General features: G+C 61.7%; 18 protein-coding genes. 16 read left to right on the top strand and 2 right to left on the bottom strand.

Translation table 11 applies throughout. The features are described 5' to 3' along the window. Positions 1-7 precede the first annotated feature (7 nt). Positions 8-1042, top strand: coding sequence for an L-idonate 5-dehydrogenase (locus tag FHT69_RS28555; RefSeq protein ID WP_028756912.1), 1035 nt, complete (start codon positions 8-10; stop codon positions 1040-1042). 57 nt (positions 1043-1099) lie between these two features. On the opposite strand, the gene FHT69_RS28550 is transcribed toward FHT69_RS28555, so the two are convergent. Continuing rightward, a complete protein-coding gene (locus FHT69_RS28550) occupies positions 1100-2002 on the bottom strand; it encodes a LysR substrate-binding domain-containing protein (protein WP_028756911.1) in 903 nt (300 codons plus the stop codon). Between the two features lie 143 nt (positions 2003-2145). Here FHT69_RS28550 and FHT69_RS28545 point away from each other — a divergent pair, with 143 nt between their 5' ends. From FHT69_RS28545 to FHT69_RS28500, 10 genes are all read left to right on the top strand, one after another. Further along, positions 2146-2907 carry an SDR family NAD(P)-dependent oxidoreductase gene (locus FHT69_RS28545; RefSeq protein ID WP_028756910.1) on the top strand — a complete coding sequence of 254 codons (762 nt, stop codon included), beginning with the start codon at positions 2146-2148 and terminating at the stop codon, positions 2905-2907. Between the two features lie 44 nt (positions 2908-2951). Next, a complete protein-coding gene (locus FHT69_RS28540; protein WP_028756909.1) occupies positions 2952-3791 on the top strand; it encodes a transketolase in 840 nt (279 codons plus the stop codon). Next, complete coding sequence (locus tag FHT69_RS28535) at positions 3788-4825, top strand: transketolase family protein (RefSeq protein ID WP_028756908.1); 1038 nt, start codon at positions 3788-3790, stop codon at positions 4823-4825. The genes FHT69_RS28540 and FHT69_RS28535 overlap by 4 nt, the downstream gene beginning before the upstream one ends. A gap of 65 nt (positions 4826-4890) precedes the next feature. Beyond that, complete coding sequence (locus FHT69_RS28530) at positions 4891-5895, top strand: TRAP transporter substrate-binding protein (RefSeq protein WP_028756907.1); 1005 nt, start codon at positions 4891-4893, stop codon at positions 5893-5895. 29 nt (positions 5896-5924) lie between these two features. After that, positions 5925-6455: a TRAP transporter small permease gene (locus FHT69_RS28525; protein WP_028756906.1), complete on the top strand. Its 531-nt coding sequence runs from the start codon at positions 5925-5927 to the stop codon at positions 6453-6455. Further along, the gene (locus tag FHT69_RS28520; RefSeq protein WP_168333266.1) at positions 6452-7711 is read left to right on the top strand and encodes a TRAP transporter large permease subunit; all 1260 of its coding nucleotides are present in this window, start codon (positions 6452-6454) and stop codon (positions 7709-7711) included. The genes FHT69_RS28525 and FHT69_RS28520 overlap by 4 nt, the downstream gene beginning before the upstream one ends. Before the next feature lie 10 nt (positions 7712-7721). Continuing rightward, entirely contained in the window at positions 7722-9212 is a 1491-nt protein-coding gene (locus FHT69_RS28515) for an ATP-binding cassette domain-containing protein (protein ID WP_047616781.1), read from the top strand. After that, a complete protein-coding gene (locus FHT69_RS28510) occupies positions 9209-10222 on the top strand; it encodes an ABC transporter permease (RefSeq protein ID WP_097543347.1) in 1014 nt (337 codons plus the stop codon). The genes FHT69_RS28515 and FHT69_RS28510 overlap by 4 nt, the downstream gene beginning before the upstream one ends. Positions 10223-10288: 66 nt before the next feature. Next, the gene (locus FHT69_RS28505) at positions 10289-11251 is read left to right on the top strand and encodes a substrate-binding domain-containing protein (RefSeq protein ID WP_409527194.1); all 963 of its coding nucleotides are present in this window, start codon (positions 10289-10291) and stop codon (positions 11249-11251) included. Positions 11252-11315: 64 nt separating this feature from the next. Next, entirely contained in the window at positions 11316-12209 is an 894-nt protein-coding gene (locus FHT69_RS28500; protein ID WP_047616785.1) for an amidohydrolase family protein, read from the top strand. Positions 12210-12285: 76 nt separating this feature from the next. Here the strand turns inward: FHT69_RS28500 and FHT69_RS28495 are convergent, their stop codons facing one another. Continuing rightward, positions 12286-13293: a helix-turn-helix transcriptional regulator gene (locus tag FHT69_RS28495; protein ID WP_097543348.1), complete on the bottom strand. Its 1008-nt coding sequence runs from the start codon at positions 13291-13293 to the stop codon at positions 12286-12288. A 381-nt stretch (positions 13294-13674) separates the two neighbouring features. Between FHT69_RS28495 and FHT69_RS28490 the strand changes: the two genes are divergently transcribed. The 5 genes from FHT69_RS28490 (at position 13675) to FHT69_RS28470 (ending at position 19197) form a co-directional block, all read left to right on the top strand. Next, positions 13675-14322, top strand: a complete 648-nt coding sequence (locus FHT69_RS28490) for a GntR family transcriptional regulator (protein ID WP_176707342.1) — start codon at positions 13675-13677, stop codon at positions 14320-14322. 134 nt (positions 14323-14456) lie between these two features. Then, complete coding sequence (locus tag FHT69_RS28485) at positions 14457-15344, top strand: dihydrodipicolinate synthase family protein (RefSeq protein ID WP_097595387.1); 888 nt, start codon at positions 14457-14459, stop codon at positions 15342-15344. A 1-nt stretch (position 15345) separates the two neighbouring features. Then, a complete protein-coding gene (locus tag FHT69_RS28480; RefSeq protein WP_097543350.1) occupies positions 15346-16692 on the top strand; it encodes an NAD(P)/FAD-dependent oxidoreductase in 1347 nt (448 codons plus the stop codon). Positions 16693-17109: 417 nt separating this feature from the next. Then, complete coding sequence (locus FHT69_RS28475; RefSeq protein WP_028756904.1) at positions 17110-18303, top strand: ABC transporter substrate-binding protein; 1194 nt, start codon at positions 17110-17112, stop codon at positions 18301-18303. A 21-nt stretch (positions 18304-18324) separates the two neighbouring features. Next, on the top strand, positions 18325-19197 hold the full coding sequence (locus FHT69_RS28470; protein WP_028756903.1) for a branched-chain amino acid ABC transporter permease: 873 nt from the start codon (positions 18325-18327) through the stop codon (positions 19195-19197). Positions 19198-19219 lie beyond the last annotated feature (22 nt).

The raw sequence follows: 19219 nt of genomic DNA, 5'->3' as shown, positions 1-19219 counted from the left end.
GTGGAAGATGCGGACACGTGTGGCTCGGCTCTACCAAAAGGGCGATCTCAGAATCGAGACCGCCGCGGTTGCAGCTCTCGGTCCCGGCGAGGTGCTCCTCAAAATGGCGGCCGCAGGCATCTGCGGTTCCGACCTGCACTACTATCAGGACGGCGGCTTCGGGCCGGTCAGGGTTCGCGAGCCGATCATCCCGGGCCACGAGGCAGCGGGAACAGTGAGCCAAGCAGCCGAAGGCGTCGATCTGAAAGCCGGTACGCTGGTGGCGGTCAATCCCAGCCAACCTTGCGGACATTGCGAATATTGCCACAAGGCAATGCCGATCCACTGCCTGGAAATGCGCTTCATGGGCAGCGCAATGCGCCTGCCGCATGAGCAGGGCATGTTCCGGGAATGGCTGGTGGTGCCGGCCAGGCAGTGCTTTGCGGTCGGAGTTGCGACAACTGCCGCAGAGGCGGCCTGTAGCGAGCCGCTCTCCGTCTGCCTGCACGCCGCATCGCGTGCAGGAGATATCGCCGGCAAACGCGTCCTGATCACCGGAGCCGGCCCGATCGGCGCCCTGATGGTTGCCGTCGCCTGTTATCATGGTGCGAGCGAGGTTGTGGTCACCGATCTCGCGGATGCGGCGCTCACCAGGGCCAAGGCGATGGGCGCCAGCCGCACGTACAATGTTGCCAAGGATGCCCAGGCGCTTGCCGGATTCGAGGCGGGAAAGGGCTATTTCGATCTCGTCTTCGAATGCTCGGCCGCCGCCCCGGCAATCCGCAGCGCGATTGCCACCATCAGGCCGCGCGGAACGATCGTGCAGGTCGGCGTCTCGGGAGACGTCCCGATCCCTCTCAACGCCATCGTCGGCAAGGAGCTTCAACTCCACGGAACCCAGCGTTTCCACGAGGAATTTGCAACCGCCGTCGATCTGATCTCCAGCCGCAAGATCGATGTCCGGCCGATCATCAGCCACAGCCTGCCGCTCGAACAAGCCACCGCAGCCTTCATCCTCGCCGGCGACCGCGCGTCCGCCTGCAAGGTGCAGCTCACCTTTTAAGCGCGGCACGGCGTCCGTCGCGGACGACGATCTCGATCGAAGCCGAGCCGCCGAACCTCACAAGGTTGTTGCGGCAGCGGTCGAACGGTGCATGTTCTGTATGAGCCAATCTGCGAAAATTCGGGCCAGTCGCCGCTGCGTGCCGGTCTTCGGATAGGCAAGGTAATGTCCTATGTACCTGTTGTCGCGGGACCCTGCCGAAAAGGGCCGCACGAGCTTTCCACTTTCGAGCTCGCGAGCGGCGAGGATGTTGGATTCGAGCGCCACGCCCAGGCTGTTCACGGCAGCGTCCAGGGCAAGAAAGCTTCTGTCGAAACTCATCGCGGGCGGTGGCGGAGAGCCGATCTGATTGGCTTCGAACCAGTCGATCCACTGTATCCTTTTCAGGTCGCTTCTGATCAGGGGATGGCGCAGCAGGTCGCGCGGAGACTTGAGGCGCTGCGCTACCTCCGGTGAGCACATTGGAAAGACAAGCTCCTCACCCAACGGGATCACGATGAGATCGTCGCGGTTTTGCGGCTCGCCATAGACGATGTCCGCGTCGAACAGATTGTCGACGAAACGGGCATAGTTCGTACTGGCGGCCACCCTTACTTCGATGCCGGGATTCTCCTTGAGAAAACCCGGCAGACGCGGCGAAAGGACTTGTGCGGCGAAGCTCGGCGCACAGTGCAGTCGCAGGAGTTGAGCCTTTTTGGATGAAATGAGTTCAACACCGCGCCGCAGCTCTTCGAAGGCGTTCGACGCGTGCAGCAGCAGCGTCTGACCTGCAAGCGTCAGTGCAATGCTTCTTGTGTTGCGTTCGAAAAGACTCGCCCCCAGATCGCTTTCCAACCGCACGATAGCATGGCTGACAGCGCTCGGAGACAGGTTCAGCTCCTCTGCCGCACGGCGAAACGAACCGAGCCTGGCGGCTGCTTCGAATATTCGCATGGCGGAAAGCGAGATCGTATTGAGCATGCGATTAGTGAAACAGATTCACCTACTGATGTAAACTTGGCGTTTGATGACTCCTCTCCGTTCGGCCAGAACTATGGCCGTCGCAGTGACGATCGCTGCGGGGAAGAGAACCGGACGCCGGGAGAGCGTCAGGAGGAGATCATATGCTTTTGGAAGGAAAGACCGCGGTCATTTCGGGCGCGGCAAGCAGGCGCGGTATCGGCCGTGCAACCGCGCAGCTTTTCGCCGAACACGGGGCCAGAGTGGCAATCCTCGACATCGACGCTGGCGCAGCCAAGGAAGCTGCCGCCACCCTGCCGACCGTTGCCGGCGGTGACCACATCGGTCTGCGTTGCGATGTGGCCGACAAGGCGTCCTGCCAGGCTTCCGCCGACGCGGTGGTTGCAACGTTCGGACGCGTCGACGCTCTGATCAACAATGCCGGTATAACGCAGCCTGTCGCGACGCTGGAAATTTCCGAAGCGGATTGGCATCGCATCGTCGCGGTGAACATGACCGGCGTACTCTTTCTCAGCCAGGCCTTCATTCCGCAGATGCGCGACCAAGGCGGCGGCTCGATTGCATGCATGTCTTCCGTTTCGGCCCAACGCGGCGGCGGGATTTTTGGCGGGCCACATTATTCGGCGGCCAAGGCCGGTGTTCTCGGGCTCGCGAAGGCAATGGCTCGCGAATTCGGCCCTGCGGGCATCCGCGTGAACTCTGTCACACCGGGACTGATCCAGACCGATATCACCGGCGGAAAGCTTACTGACCAGATGCGGGTTGATATCATCAAGGGCATTCCTTTGAGCCGGCTCGGTGAAGCGAGCGACGTCGCCAACATCTATCTGTTCCTGGCATCCGACCTGTCCGCCTATGTCACCGGCGCCGTGATCGACGTCAATGGCGGCATGCTGATCCACTGATCGGCGAATGGAATTCCGGTGTCTTTGAAAGGCGTTTTTCAAGAATGAGCCAGATTGGTCATAACATCAGCCTTACCGAGCGCGCGCGACGAATTCGCCGCAACGCCCTGCGGATGGGCGAAGTCCAAGGCCAGGGTTACATCGCCCAAGCCCTCGGCGTGGCTGATGTGCTCGCCGTTGCCTACTTCCACGCCACAAACTACCGGTCGGAGGACCCGGAATGGGAGGGCCGCGACAGGTTCCTGCTTTCGATCGGACATTACGCGATCGCGCTCTATGCCGCCCTTATTGAGGCGAAGATCATCCCCGAGGACGAATTGGAGACATACGGCACCGACGAAAGCAGGCTGCCGATGTCTGGAATGGCCGCCTACACGCCGGGCATGGAAATCACCGGCGGCTCTCTTGGGCACGGGCTCGGCATCGCCGTCGGCATGTGCCTCGCCCTCAAACGCAAGAAGTCGCAATCCTTCGTATACAACCTCTTTTCCGACGGCGAGCTCGACGAAGGCTCGACCTGGGAGGCGGCGATGTCGGCCGGCTCTTACAAGCTCGACAACCTTATCGGGATCGTCGACGTCAACCAGATGCAGGCGGACGGCCCTTCGCTCGGCGTCCTGAATTTCGAGCCGCTCGCTCCAAAGTTCGAAGCCTTCGGTTGGTTCGTCCAACGGATCGACGGCAACGATATCAGCGCGCTGGTCAAGGCATTCGACGCCGCGCGCACTCACGCCGGGCCGGAGCCGCGCATCATCATATGCGACACGAAAATGGCGAAAGGTGTCCCGTTCCTCGAGGCTCGCGAGCGCAATCACTTCCTCCGGGTAGAGGCAGACGAGTGGGCCGAGGCAATCAGGATCATCGATGCGGGAGTTGAAGCATGAGGCGCTCGAAATACATACGCCCGACTCATCTTTCGCAGGGAAGCGACCGGCCGCGGCTGACGACCTCGGCGATGATCGCCTCGATCGCGAGCGCCGACCAGCCGACGAAGCCGGCTCCATTTGGAAAGACGCTGGCGGCGCTCGCGGAAAAGGATGAGCGGATCGTCGGCATGTCGGCGGACCTCGCAAAATACACCGATCTTCATGTCTTCCGAGCGGCGCATCCCGACCGCTTCTACCAGATGGGAATGGCCGAACAGCTGCTGATGATGTCGGCCGCGGGCATGGCGCGTGAAGGCTTTCAGCCATGGGTCACGACCTATGCGGTCTTCGCTTCCCGGCGCGCATATGACTTCATCTGCCTGGCGATCGCCGAGGAGATGCTCGACGTCAAGATCGTCTGCGCATTGCCTGGCTTGACCACGGGCTACGGGCCAAGCCATCAAGCCACCGAAGACATCGCCATGTTCCGCGGCATGCCGAACCTGACGATCATCGACCCCTGCGACGCGCTCGAGATCGAGCAGGCGGTGCCGGCGATCTCCGCCTACAAGGGGCCCGTCTATATGCGGCTCCTGCGCGGCAACGTTCCCCTCGTGCTGGACGAATATGATTACAAGTTCGAACTCGGAAAGGCGAAACTCCTGCGGGATGGCCGCGACACCCTGATCATATCGTCGGGGCTGATGACGATGCGCGCCCTCGAGGCGGCAAAGGAGCTTCGCAAGGACGGCGTCGACGCGGCGGTGCTTCACGTGCCGACCATCAAGCCTTTGGACGAGGAAGCCATTCTGACGGAGTGCCGCAAGAGCGGCCGCCTGGTCGTCGTGGCGGAGAACCACACTGTCATCGGGGGCCTAGGAGAGGCCGTGGCGGGCACGCTGCTGCGTGCCGGCGTCGCGCCTGCCGCATTCCGGCAGATCGCATTGCCGGACCAATTCCTGGAGGCCGGCGCGCTGCCGACGCTCCACGACCAATACGGTCTGGCGACCAGTCGCGTGACGTCGTCGATCAAGTCCTGGCTGGGAACATAGGGACGGGACTCGGTTCTTTCAGGAGGAGAGCCGAGTTCTGATGGGAGCACATAATGGAGGAGAAGATGAGCTTGCAGACCAACAGACGCAGATTTCTGGTAGCGACGGCGGCAGCCCTGGCTGCCCCCGCACTTCTTACGACCGTGCGTCCGGCGCAGGCAGGCACGGCACTGACATTGGGTCACGGCGCTGCTCCAGGCAATCCCCGGACAGTCGCCGCCGCCAAATTCGCCGAGCTCGTGGCTCAGAAGACCGACGGCCGTGTGAAGATCAACGTCGCGGGTGCTGAGACGCTCGGCAGCGACTCGGCGATGCTTACCAGCCTGCGCACCGGTGCACTGGATTTTACTGCAAACAGCCAGGGCGCCACCTCGGCAATCGTGCCGGAGCTTGCCGCGCTTGGTCTGCCGTTTCTTTTCGGCGATACCGAGAAAGCGATCCAAGTTCTCGGCGGTCCGGTCGGTGAGGATCTGAACAAGCGTTTCGAAGCCGTCGGCGTCGTACCGTTGGACTGGTGGGACAACGGAATTCGCCACCTGACGAATTCCAAACGCAAGGTCGCCGCCCCGAACGATCTCGCCGGCCTGAAGATACGCACGCCCGCGGATCCGATGACGATCGACATCTTCCAAGCTCTTGGAGCCGGCACGGAACAGATCGCGTTCGGCGAGTTGTATATCGCCCTGCAGCAAGGCGTGGTCGACGGACAGGAAAACCCGCTCGCCAACATCGAGAGCTCGAAGCTCCACGAGGTCAACAGGTTCATCAGCCTGACGGCACATAAGTGGGAGTCGACGCCCTTCCTGATGTCGAAGATCGCCGAGGCCCGGCTCGGCGCCGACCTCGACGCCGTCAAGGCGGCGGCGAAGGAGGCGGGAGCGCTGCAGCGGACGCTGTCGAATGAGAAGGCGTCCGAAGTTCTCGGCGCCTTCAGGAAGAACACGGCGATCGAAGTCGTGGACGTGGATCGGGAAGCCTTCGTGAAGGCGACCGCCGCTGTCGCCGAGAGCTGGAAGAAAAAGCCCTTCGGCGATTTCGTCAGCAAGGTTGAAGCGGAGGCAAAGGCCTGACCGGCCTTTGCCATGACGCGGAGTCATCTATGGAAAACGTGCTGAAGGCCGTCGACACGACGGCCGGCGCCATCGTTGCGCTGTCCCGTTTCATCATCATTGCCAGCGGCATTGCGCTGACCGTGGTGACGACTGCCAATGTGCTTGCCCGCTACACGCTGCAGAGCGGCGGCTTCTCTTTCGCCCAGGAACTGCCGCTGCTGATCTTCCCGCTCTTCATCCTGGCGGGAATCGTCATCGCCGCGCAGGCGGGTGGACACATGGCGGTCGAGTGGCTGTACGACCAGCTTGAGGGGCGCTCGCGGATCGCCGCCTTCGTGATCGCGAACGCAATCAGCGTGGCAGCCTTCCTCGTGCTCGGCTATCAGGCCGTCGTGGTCGCCGAGATCGCAGGCGTCGAGCACAGCCCGGTCCTGCAGCTGCCCAACAGTATCGGATATTACGCGCTCGCTATCGGTGCGCTTCTGGTGTCGATCGTGACCGTTTCGGCAACGCTACGTGTCTTGCGCCTCGGCTGGGGGCACCGGACGGTGATCGGATCCGGGGAGATGCCGCTATGACCCTTGTCATGATCATCTCCTTCTGCGTTCTCATGGTGCTGGCCGTTCCGGTCGGCTATGCCCTGATCATCGCGGCCGGCCTTGGAGTGCTGTTCAACGGCTACGTCCCTTTGTCGGTGGTGGCGCAACAGGTCTACGACCAGACGCAATCCTTTCCGATGCTTGCGCTGCCGTTCTTCATGCTCGCTGGAACCCTGATGCTCGGCGGCGAGCTCGGCCGCCAGCTTCTCGAACTGGCGTCCCGCGCCATGCAGCGCTGGCGCGGCGGGCCACTTTCGACCACCGTCGTCTCCTCCGTCGTCTTCGGTGGGGTGTCCGGTTCGGCGGTGGCCAATGCGAGCGCTCTCGGATCCGTCCTCATTCCCTGGCAGAAGCGCCAAGGCTTTCCGCCGGCCCTTTGCGCGGCCAACAACGCAACCTCCGCGGTCATCGACGTCCTCATCCCACCGTCGATCCCGATGATCCTTTATGCCCTGATCAGCGGCGTCAGCATCGGCGACCTGTTCATCTCCGGAATCCTGCCCGGGTTGATCATGGCGCTCAGCTTCATTTTCGTCTGCTGGTTCATTTCCGTGCGGCGGGGTTACGAAGCGCAGGCCGTCAAGGTTCGGAAGCGGGACCTGGCCAAGCTTGCCGTTCAGAGCTTCCCGGCGGTCGTCCTACCCATTCTGATTGTTGTCCTCCTGCGTTTCGGTTTTGCAACGCCGACGGAGGTCTCGGTCCTTTCAGTGGTCTACTCGCTGCTGCTCAGCCTGCTGTTCTACCGGGACCTCACCTGGAAGCGCTTCTGCGACAACATGGTGGAAGCCGGGGTCGCGACCGGCGTGGTCATGCTCGTCATCATGGGAAGTGCGGCCGTCGGCTGGGTGCTGACCTTCGACCAGGCGCCGCAGCAGATGGCCGAGTGGGTGGCGTCCCACATTTCCAGTCCCGTCGTCATCATCCTGATGATGAACATTCTGATGCTGATCGTCGGGATGCCTTTGGACATGCCGCCTGCCATACTGCTGCTGGGGCCGATCTTCGTGCCCCTTGCCGATGCGATCGGTCTCGACCGGGTGCAACTCGGCCTGATGATGGTGATCAATCTCGGCATCGGGCTCTACACCCCGCCCATCGGCACGACGCTCTTTATCTCGTCGTCGATCGCCAAGGCGCCGCTTGGGGCGACGACCAGCGAGCTGTGGCCGTATTTCGGGATGGCGATGCTGCTGCTGCTCGCCGTCAGCTTCATCCCGGCTCTGACGATCTACTGAGGGCGGGATCATGGTCGAGACGCGAAATCCGGTTGTCAGCGTCAAGGGACTGACGAAGTCGTATGGGGCGACGTCGGTTCTCAAGGGCGTCGACTTCTCCGTGGCGCGTGGCGAGATCCACGCGCTGCTCGGGGGAAACGGTGCCGGCAAGTCGACGATGATCCGCATCATCACGGGGTCGGCCTCGAAAGGGGACGGCGACATTAGCTTCTTCGATCCGAGTGGGGCGCCGCGCACCGATGCCGAGGGCCGCGCCAGGGTAGCGGTCGTCCATCAGGAGCTTGCCCTTCTTCCCCACCTTAGCGTCGCCGAGAACATCACCTTACCGCACTACCGCAGGGGTTTCGCGGCGGTGAAAAAAAGGCTGTCGATCGAGAAGGCGTTCGAAGCTTTGGCGATGATCGATCCGGAGTTCGCAGCCAGATCCCTGCACCGGCTCGTGGAAGACCTCAGCCTTCACGAAGGCCAGATGGTCGAGATTGCCCGAGCGCTTTCGTCAGGCGCCGAACTCATTCTTCTCGACGAGCCGACGGCGAACTTGACGGCCGCGGAGACGAGCCGCTTGTTTTCCGTGCTCCGCCGTTTGACCCGCGAGACAGGGCTGTCCGTCGTCTTCGTGTCGCACCGGATGAAGGAAATCCGTCAGATCGCGGACGTCTGCACGATCATCCGCGATGGCCGCACCATCGTCGACCGCTTGGCGCTTTCCGAACTTTCCGATGTCGCGATCATCGAGAAGATGGGGCAGGTCGCTGCGTCGCATTCTGCGTCGAGCGCGGCCGTGGACCGGAACGGAATGAAGGGAGAGCCGCTGTCGATCCGGGAGGCCGATCTCGAGATCACGCTTTCTCCCGGGACGATCCTTGGAGTGGCGGGCGCGCCCGCCGGTCCCGCGACGCTGATCTCGGCCCTGGTCGGAGCCGCTCAGGCGAAGCGTTGGACGGTGTCGCGCGCGGGTTGGCCAGAGCGCTTCGCCTCTCCTAGGAGGGCGGCTGCGGCCGGCGCCGGTTTTGTCACTGGCGACCGGACCCACAAGGGTATTCTTCACAGCCTTCCGATCATTGACAACGTGCTGGCGTCGCGCCGGGTTGTCCGGGGTGCCACGTTCATCTCAGGTCGCGAACGCCTGGAATGCGTGGACTTGCTGCAGGCTCTCAGTGTGAAAGCCGCCTCGATCTGGGATCTACCCGCAACGCTGAGCGGCGGTACCCAGCAGAAGTTGCTTCTGGCACGGTGGCTCGGCTTGCCGTCGAGCCTGCTTGTGCTCGAAGAGCCGACGCGGGGTGTCGATATCCGCACCAAGAAGGAAATCTACCAGCTTATCCGGCAGATGGCGTCGACGGGAACGATCATCGTGTGGTGGTCGACCGAGAATGCCGAGCTCCTCGAAGTATGCGACCGGATCGTTGCATTCGACACCGAGGGTTGCGCCTCCGGCATCATCGAACGGCAGGACATGAGCGAGGACAGGCTCGCAGAACTGACAGGAATGGCGACATGATTCCAACATCGACAGAAGAGGCACGCGCAGTGGAGCCGTCTCCACAGGCCACCAGAAATCGCGACAGTCTCCTCAGTGCATACCGGACGGAAATCGCGATCGCAGTGGCAATGGTCATCCTAGGTCTTGCCGTCGGGTCGCAGGTTCCCCAGGCGCTGAGCTGGGGGAATTTTTCGAACATCACCCAGGCGGGTGCGCCGCTGATCATCATGTCGCTCGGTGTCCTCCTGGTGGTCATAACCGGTGGCATCGATCTGTCCGTCGGCTCGGTCTTTTCGCTGACCGGCATGGTGACGGCGCAGGTCATGGCAAGCGGCTTCGGCGGGATCACCTCCAGCCTCGCCGGTCTCGCCGTCGGACTCCTCTTCGGCTCCATCAACGGCTTACTGGTCACGGTCGCGGGCCTTGCGCCGTTCGTGGTCACCCTGATCACCTTCGCCGTCGCGGGGTCGCTCGCCTTCATCGTCACCAATGGCCGCTCCATGCCGATCCCGGATCCCGATTACTGGCTGCTCAATGCCGGCAGCATCGTGCCTGGCATGCCGAACTACATCCTGTTCTGTGTCGTCCTGCTGGTCGCCATCGAGATCTTCCTGAAGAAGGTCGTCGCCGGGCGCTGGTTCTACGCCGTGGGCAGCAGCGCTGCGGCCGCCTATCTGCTGGGCATCCCGGTCAAACGCACAAAGTTCTTCGCCTATGTCGCTTCGTCCCTTCTGTCGTCCTTTTCGGGACTGCTGACGATTTCCTATATCCTGAACGCGGAATCGACGGCCGGCGCCAGTCTGATGCTTCAGGCGATCGCGGCCGTGGTGATCGGCGGGGCGAGCCTTCTCGGCGGCACGGGAACCGCGGTCGGCGCCGTCCTCGGCGCACTGATGATCACGGTGATCCAGAACGGCGTCAATCTCATCGGCATCAACAGTTTCTGGCAGGGCTCCGTCACCGGCCTTGCCATCCTGATCGCGGTCCTCATCGACCGCTTCGGCAAGGCCCGGCGCAGTGCGGGCTGACAACCAGCAGCCGGTTGTATACCGGCTCAATGAGGAGGAGGGAAAGACATGAAATCAATATCTGAAATGAGCCGCACCCTGGTGTTCGGTCTGGTCGCCGTCGGCATCGGACTGGCGGGTTCTGTCCACGCGCAGGATAAGAAGACCGTCGCCTATCTCGCGCCGTCGCTTGATATCTCCTATTGGCAGTGGGTCGGTTATGGCGTGAAGGAGAAGGCCAAGGAGCTCGGGATGGACTACGTCGAGTACACGTCCGAGAACTCCCCGGCCAAGCAGATGGACAATGCGCGCACCGCCGTCACCAAGGGCGTCAGCGCGGTCGTCATCGGCCCGGTGAGCTCGACCAGCACGCCGCCGCTGCTCGCCTATCTGAAGTCCCAGAACATTCCCGTTTCGTTTGCCGGTATCGGGCCTCAGCCCGGCCAGACCGACTACACCTCTGCAGTCACGGCGAACAACTATGAGACCGGCAAGGCGCAGGGCAGCTTCGTGTGCAAGCTTGCAAAGGAGCGAGGGGGAAACCAGGTGGGAGTGCTGTCGCTGCCGCAGGACCGAGAGAATGCTCAGAAGTACCTGAAAGGTGCCGAGGAGTCCTTCAAGGCCGACGGTTGCGAACTTGCGCAGATGCTGGAAACCCGCGGCCTGACGGTCAATGAGGCCGTCACGCAGGCGAACGATATGCTGACGGCCCATCCCGACATCAAGGCGATCTACGGCATGTATGACGAGGCCGGGACGGGTGCTGCGAAGGTTCTTCAAACCCGCGGACAGACCGGCAAGGTCGGCATCGCCGTCGCCGACGGGAGTCCGACCACGATCGCGCTGCTGAAGTCCAACGCCATCCAGGGCATCTTCTTCCAGGAAGCGGTGGGGCAGGGCATCGACGGGACCCAGCAGGTCTACAACGCGCTGACCGGTGCACCGGTATCCAAGGACCTTGCGCTGGTCATGCCGCTTGTGACGGCCGACAAGGTGGACTCTCCGGAAGCCAAGGCCGTCATCGCGCGCGTCTTCCCGCCGAGCAACTGACCAGACGGAGTGCCGCCCCGGCGGCACTCCTGCGCCAATCTCCAGCGACCATGGAAACGAACGAATGGACGACCTTCCCATCATCGATCCCCACTTCCATCTGTGGGACCTGAAAAACAACTACTATCCATGGCTGTCCGACGGTGTGAAGCCCTCGGCCTTCGGCGACTATACGGCAATCAACCAGACTTATCTGATCGGCGACTATCTCGCCGACGCCAAGAACCAGAACCTCGTGAAAGCGGTGCATCTCGACGTCGGCTACGACCCCAGGGATCCGGCTGGTGAAACGCGCTGGCTTCAGGGCGTTGCGGACCAACACGGCTTTCCCCATGGCATTGTCGGATATGCGGACCTGCGCAAACCCGACGTTGGCAGGCTGCTCGACGAGCACATGCAGTTTGCCAATTTCCGAGGCATTCGACAGTCGATGAACTTCCACGACGATCCCGCCAAGACCTATTTGACCGTGCCGGAAGTAAGCCGCACCCCGGAATGGCGGCGAGGATTCAAGGAACTGGCACGACGGGAACTCAGCTTCGATCTGCAGCTTTACTATTGGCAGATGGAGGAGTTCCTCGAACTTGCCCGCGACTTTCCTGATGTTCAGATCATCCTCAATCACACAGGCATGCAGGTAGACGGACCTGATCACTTCGAGGGCTGGCGGAAGGGGATGAAGGCCTTGTCTCAGGCGCCGAACATCGCATGCAAGATCTCTGGACTTGGGATGGGGGACTGGACCTGGACGACCAGCTCGATCCGACCCTATGTGGAGGAGGCGATCACTTTGTTCGGAACAGATCGATGCATGTTCGCGTCGAACTTTCCGGTCGACAAGCTGTTTTCAAGCTATGACAGGATCTGGAATGCGTTCAAGGAAATCACAAGGACTTATACGGAAGGGGAGCGCCGCGCTGTCTTTCACGACAATGCTGCGCGCTTTTATCGGATCTGAATTCAGCCCGAGAGCGCACTTCTCGATCCTGCTCATTCGTCCTTGAAGTCTCGTGCCGTCTTGCGGCTCTAAGGTCTCAGAGGCCTGACATGCGCTCACCATTGGATCGCCTTCTCGTTTCCGATGGTGTTTCCCCGAAAGCGGTCCTGTAGCTGGCAGCAAATCGGCCGAAATGAAAGAAACCCCATTTCAGGCATATGTCCCGCAGCAATTGTCGGTTGGAAGGGTCGAGAAGATCTTCTCGGGCCGCTCGCAAGCGCATCGCGCGCAAGTAGGCTGACGGGGTCGTTCCCTTGAACGTACGAAACCCTCCCTCAAGCGCACGAATGGAGACGCCTGAAGCCTCGGCTACATTCTGCATGGTAATGGGCTCGCCGACGTTCGCATGCATGAATTCAACGGCGCAGCGTATATGCCGCGGCGCGGGCAAATGCACTTTCCTCTCGAGCAGATGTGAGAACCGATGCGGGATAGAGCGCAAGACCAGATTGGCAAAGGCTTGGGTCAGGTGCGACACGGCAATCGGAGAATGAATGAGCGGCCCGTTGTTCCGCACCCCGTTGATGATCGTTTGAGCCAGTCCTCTGACGAGTTGGCCGGCCGGCGTCGAAAGATCGATGGTCGGCGCCAACCGCAATGTCCCGATCAGCGGCGTCTCCAATATTGCGGCGGCGGTCTGCGCAATCACTTTCCAATCCAGGCGAAGCACGTCGGACTGATGCGGCGTTCCCCGGACGGAAAAGCGGTCGGCCTCGCGATTATTCACCAACAGCAAGCGCCCAGCTGTTCCTTCGATGACGGTCCGGCCAAGCGCCAAATCGATAGCTCCGGAGCGCACAAGGATGACCGACAGCCATTCCGCCGTTTCGGGGGCCGCTTTTACGCTCCATTCGTACGAATATTGGCCACTGACAAGGGATAGCGTGCCATCGGTCCAGAAGCCCGTCTTCCAGCTGATAGCCTGCTCCCGACCGGTACGCCATGCATCAAAGGGACCGAAGCTCCCGGTGAAGGCTTCGACCATATATTCGAACGTCGAACCCTCAAAGCTCGGTGAAAAATCTACTGGCGTATTCTCTGGCATTCGAAATCAGTGGCCGATCAAATAATGAGCAAATGCAGAAAGAAACGGCATGGATTTGTCCCGGCCGTCTTCCGGGAGTTCGAGAGGCAAAATTTGTGCCGCGGACGCCAAGCTATCGGCGCGGCTGTCTGACCCACTCTTGCGCATCGCCGTGAGCTGCCGAATCTGAAGAAAATCGTCGGCTTAGCCTCCACCACGGCGTCAGCAATCCTTCCTGACCTGAAACTGCTCTATCGCCCACCCGGGCAGGTGGATTCGATGTGGAAGTCTCACGCTCCATCCTTGACGTCTATCAAATGTCTACATAATGTCTTCTAAAAATATGAGGTACCGATTTTGGATACTGAAGTCAATCCCGACCGCAAAGCCAAGCTTGGCCTTATGCTCCGCAGACGCATCCTGACGATGGAACTGCAGCCGGGGGCGGTGCTGGACGAAGTGGCGCTGAGTGAAGAGTTCGGGCTGTCCCGTCCGCCAGTTCGCGAGCTGATGCGCCAGATGGCCGGCGAAGGTTACATCGAGCTGGAAGCCAACCGCGCAGCGCGGGTCAGCTCCATGAGCTACCAGTCGCTGCGCGACTTCTTCCTTCTTGCGCCGATGATCTATATCACCGCCAACAGGCTGGCGGCCGAGAACGGAACTCGCGGGCAGCTCGACGTGCTGAAGCAGGTTCAGCGGTCATTTCGCAAGGCCGTCGACCACTGCGATGTCGAGGGACGCGTCTTCCACAACGACCAGTTCCACCGCCAGATCGGCGAGATGGCGCACAACGTCTATCTGGTTCCAAGCCTTCGGCGTCTGCAGATCGATCATGCGCGCATCGGCAAGGTCTTCTACAAGCACCCGAACACGCCGCGCATGCAGGAAGAGCTCGAGCTCGCCGCGCAACAGCATGACGAGATGATCGAAGCTATCGAGAAACGGGATGTCGATGCATGCGGAGAACTGGCGCGGCTTCACCTCGAACTTTCACGACGAAACATGGCCATGTACGCGGCCCCGGAGGGTCTGGAAACGCCGACCCTTTAAGGCCTGGCGTTTCGAAGAACACATCGAACCACTGCTGGCGGGACAACGGGCGAACGTCTGAGCAAGCAGGAATACACCCAGATCAAGACCATCTGGCTCAACCTTTCGGCAGCCTAACGCGGGACACCAAACGAATGTCTGACTTCCAGTTTCCAGGCCTGAATCTTGCTATCGCCACGCCGTTCGACGATGCCGGACGCATCGACTACGCAAGGCTCGAAGACAATGTCGAGCGTTACCTAGCCGCAGGCGTCAGAAGTTTTCTGTTCAGTTCCGGCACCGGCATGCATGTCTACCTTTCCAAGGAGGAATCCGAGGAACTGATCCGGCGCGGAGCCCGGATCGTCAACGGACGGGCGAAGGTGATCGCACAGACCTCCGCACTTCTGGTGGAAGACGTCGTCGAGCGCACTGTCCGGGCGCGAGACGCCGGCGCCGAGGGCGTCATGGTGCTTCCGCCCTTCTTCGAAGGGCCGACCGACGACCAGGGCATCCTCGATTTTTACAGCGAGGTCGCGAAGGCCGGTCTTCCGGTGATCGGCTATAACGTTCCCCAGGCGGTCGGCGTCGCCGTCACGCCCGAACTTCTGGACAAGCTGAGCGAAATCCCCGGCTTCTGTGCCGTCAAGGACAGCGGCGGAGATCTTGCCAAGCAGGCCGCGCTTATCCGCACCGGCCGCTTCGTCATGAACGGCGCCGACCCGCTCGTTCCCTATGCACTCTATGCCGGATGCGATGGCCTGATCTGGGGTGGGGCGAACTTCGCTCCGAAAACCTGCGTCGCCCTCGTCGAGGCTGCCGCCGGGCACAAGTGGGAGGAGGTTCGCGCGCTCTGGAAAATCCTGGAGCCGTCGATGGGGCTGATCTGGGAAGGCGATTACGTGCAATCCGTCTATGCGGCGGCGGATCTGGTGGGCTATGGCGCCGGCGCGCCGCGCAAGCCGCTGCGCGCGCTTGCCCCGGAAAAGCTTCCGGCCATCCGGCGCTCCCTCGAGACGCTCATGGAGCGGGAAGCGATCTGACGTGACCCAGGCCGGAAAGAACGTCTTCGTCGCATCCAGGCTTCCGAAACGCGCAGGCGTTTCGGGCTGGGTGGCCACGCTTGCGCCGCGCACGCCGCGGCCTGTGTTGAACGGACCGGTCGTTGCCGACGTTGCGATTATCGGCGGTGGTTTCGCCGGTCTTTCCGCGGCCCGGCGCATCTCCCGGCTGGATCCGAGCGTGCGGGTCGCCATCCTGGAAGCGGGTGTCGTCGGCGAGGGGCCGGCGGGCGCGAATTCTGGTTTCATCATCGACCTGCCGCACGAAGTCGCGTCAGACGATTTCAGCGGAGAGTCGGAGGCGAGGTTCAGGCAGTCTGTCCTCATACAGCGCTCGGCCATCGCTCTGGCGAGCGAGATGGCCGCGGAAAACGGCTGGGGCAAAGAAGTGTTCGATCCCTGTGGCCGATACAGCGTCGCCATCAGCGCGGAAGGCGACAGACATCTCGAGGACTATGCGCAACAGCTCACGAAAATGGGCGAAGCCCACCGGCTCCTGAACGGCAGGGAGATCGCGGCGGTGACGGGGTCGCCGGTCTATACCTCAGGTCTGTTCATGCCGGGTACGATCATCGTGCAGCCCGCCGCCTACATACGCGCTGTCGCCGACTGCCTGAAGGAGCCGGTCGCCCTTTACGAGCGGACGCCGGCACTCTCGTTCGAGCGCCTCGGCACGGGATGGCTCGTCAAGACGCCGCAGGGGTCGGTGCAGGCGGCAAAGATCATCATGGCGAACAATGGACATGCCGAAAGCTTCGGCTTCTTCCGCGGGCGCCTGCTCCACGTCTTCACCTACGCCTCCCTCACCGAGGAGTTCGACCCCTCGCGCCTCGATGGAGAGCGGAAGTGGGCCGCCACTCCGGCCCTGCCGATGGGAACAACCGTCCGTCGCATCGGCACGGCCGGCGGCGATCGAATCCTGGTGCGCTCCCGTTACAGCTACAATCCGGGCATCGAAATCAGCGACGCCGCGATCCGGCGGGCCGGCCGCCTGCACGACGGCAAATTCTCCAAACGTTTTCCCATGCTCAGCGGCGTCGGGATGCAGTATCGCTGGGCCGGCGCGATGGCGCTCACCCGCAATCATGTTCCGGCATTCGGTGAGATCGAGCCCGGCGTGTTCGCTGCATGCGGCTGCAACGGCCTTGGAGCGTCGAACTCGACGGCCTCAGGGATCGCAGCTGCCGAACTGGCGCTCGGTCACAGTTCCGAACTCGGCCGTATCTATGCGCGCCTGGCTGCTCCGACGGCATTGCCGCCGCAGCCCTTCACGACGATCGGAGCCAAAATGCATCTCGCCTATCGCGAGTGGAGTGCCGGACCCGAGTGATGCAAGCGATCTCCAATCTGCGCCAGCGGCACAGTTGACGACACGGCGAGGCCGACCATCTGGCGGCCTCGCTCCGTTTTATGACGCGCCGCTACATCCGTCAGCGAATGCCGCCATCGATCTCGAAATTTCGCCTCGGCAAAGAGAGCCCGCGCCGCGGCGAGGGGCGACGGCATCGATATGGCCGATGGCCTGTCCGGCGAGGAAGGCGAACAACACCCGCAATGCCGAATAGATCGGTTCGCTATAAATAAACGCTATAGCGGCAGAATGGAGTTGTGTTGGCCAGCGACGCTTTCCTGAACCTACTGTGACGGTGTCGGCGCTGGGCTGACGCCATAAGAACCGCGGAAAGCGGTCAGGAGTACGCTGGGCCATAAGCCCAAGCGTTTGCACCCGAGAACATGGAGTGGGAACATGAAACTTACCGTAAGCCGCAGAGCATTTTTCCTTTCTACCGCAGTCCTTTCGCTGGCGGTTGCCGTTTCCGGCCGGCCGGCCGGGGCGCTGGCCGCGGACGGGACGATCAAACTCGGACTCGTTGCGCCGATGAGCGGCCCGAATGCGCGCTACGGCGCATTTTCGATGCACGGCGCCGAACTCGCCGTCAAAGACATCAATGATGCCGGCGGCGTCAATGGGATGAAAATCGAACTCCTCAATGCCGACAGCCAGGGTACGCCCGTCGAAGGTGTTTCGGCCGCCCGCCGCCTGATCGACCAGGATGGCGTCGACTTCATCATCGGCGACGTTTCCAGTTCGGTGACGCTCGCCATCCAGCCCGTCGCTGAAGACGCTGAAGTGCTTCTGCTGAATGCGGCGTCGTCCAATCCGAAAATCACCTACCAGGCCGGTGTCGGCGGGTTCAAATGGACCTATCGCAACTATCCGACAGATGAGAACCGGGCGCTGATCGTCGCCAAATATGCAGCAGAGCAGCGCGGCTTTACCAAGTTTGCCGTGCTCTCCGTCGACAGCGATTATGGCCGCTCGGCGATTACATTCACGAAGAAATACCTGCCTGACTTCAAGGGCGAGATTCTCAGCGAGGACTATTACAAGGAAGGCGAAGTCGACTTCCGCAGCGTTCTCGCCAAGATACGCGACAATGGCGCCCAGGCCATCATCATGTACGGCCTCGCCGATACGACACCCATCATCGCCCGCCAGATGGTCGAACTCGGAATAGCCGGCAAGGTGACGCTGATCGGCAATGGCGAGTTCAACACGGAAAAGACCGTCAAATCAGCCCCGTCGGCGCTCGAAGGCGCCGTTGAAGCCGCCGCATGGCTGCCGCAGTTCGACTCGCCCGAAAGCAAGGCTTTCGTCGACAAGTTCACGGCCACCTATGACGAAGCCCCGAACAACCACGCCTATGTTCACTGGGACACCGTCAATCTCCTCGCAGCGGCGATCAAGCAGGCCGGCAGCGCCGACAAGGTGAAGGTTCGCGACGCACTCTCCAAAATCAAGTACAAGAGCCCGGTTGGCGAGGTCACGTTCGACGACCACAACCAGGCCCGCCTGCCGATGATCCTGCTGCAGATCGAGAACGGCAAGCCGAGCATCAAGGGTGCCTATACGGCGGACATTCAATATCCTGCCAAGTAATCTGCCGGGAGGAATACGCCCATGCTCTCGACCATAGTTGAGCAAACTGTGAATGGAATCGTCACGGGTTCTGTTTACGCAATCGTCGCCGTCGGCATGACCATGATTTTCGGCGTGCTGAGAGCCATCAACTTTGCTCACGGCGAATACTACATGCTCGGCACGTTCGGGGCCTGGTTTGCGATCGACTATCTCGGACTGTCCTACGAAGCGTCGATTGTCGTGGGGGTTCTTGCAACGATTGCCGTTGCCTATGTGGTCGGGCAACTCGTCATGCGCCGGATGGTCGGCGCGCCCGCGGAATCGGGCGTGCTTGCCACCCTCGGCATCGCGCTGATCCTGCAGAACACCATCATTCTCGTCTTCGGCGGAGGCTACAAGTTCTTCGCCGGAGGTTATATCGAGCCGGTTTCCATCTTCGGCTTCAGCCTGGCCCAACAGCGCATTCTCATTCTCGTCGTCTGCTTGCTGGTGTTCATCGGCCTCGAACTGATGGTCAGCTACACCCGCTTGGGAATGGCAATGCGCGCCGTTTCCCAGAACGTCGAGTGCTGCAGCGTCGTCGGCATCGATGTGCCGCAGGTGGTGCTTCGAACCTTCATGCTGGGGGCGGCGCTGGCCGCACTCTCCGGGGTTCTGACGGCGCCGGTCAATGTCAGCGTCTATGGCGGCATGGGCGAGCTGATCACCTTCAAGACGCTGCCGATCATCATCATGGGCGGTTTGGGCAATGTGCGCGGTACTTTCGTCGCGGCGATGATCCTTGGCGTGGCCGAGAGCCTGGTCGCCACCTATGTCGGCCTGCAATTCCGCGACACCGTCGGCTTCGCCACGCTGATCCTGATGCTGATGTGGCGGCCGCATGGTCTCTTTTCGACGCAGGCGCGCTTCTAGCAGCCGCGCCCGCCGACCTTTC

Source organism: Rhizobium sp. BK008, assembly GCF_014197345.1.
GTDB lineage: Bacteria > Pseudomonadota > Alphaproteobacteria > Rhizobiales > Rhizobiaceae > Rhizobium > Rhizobium anhuiense.
This window is presented reverse-complemented; position numbering and strand designations above follow the sequence as displayed.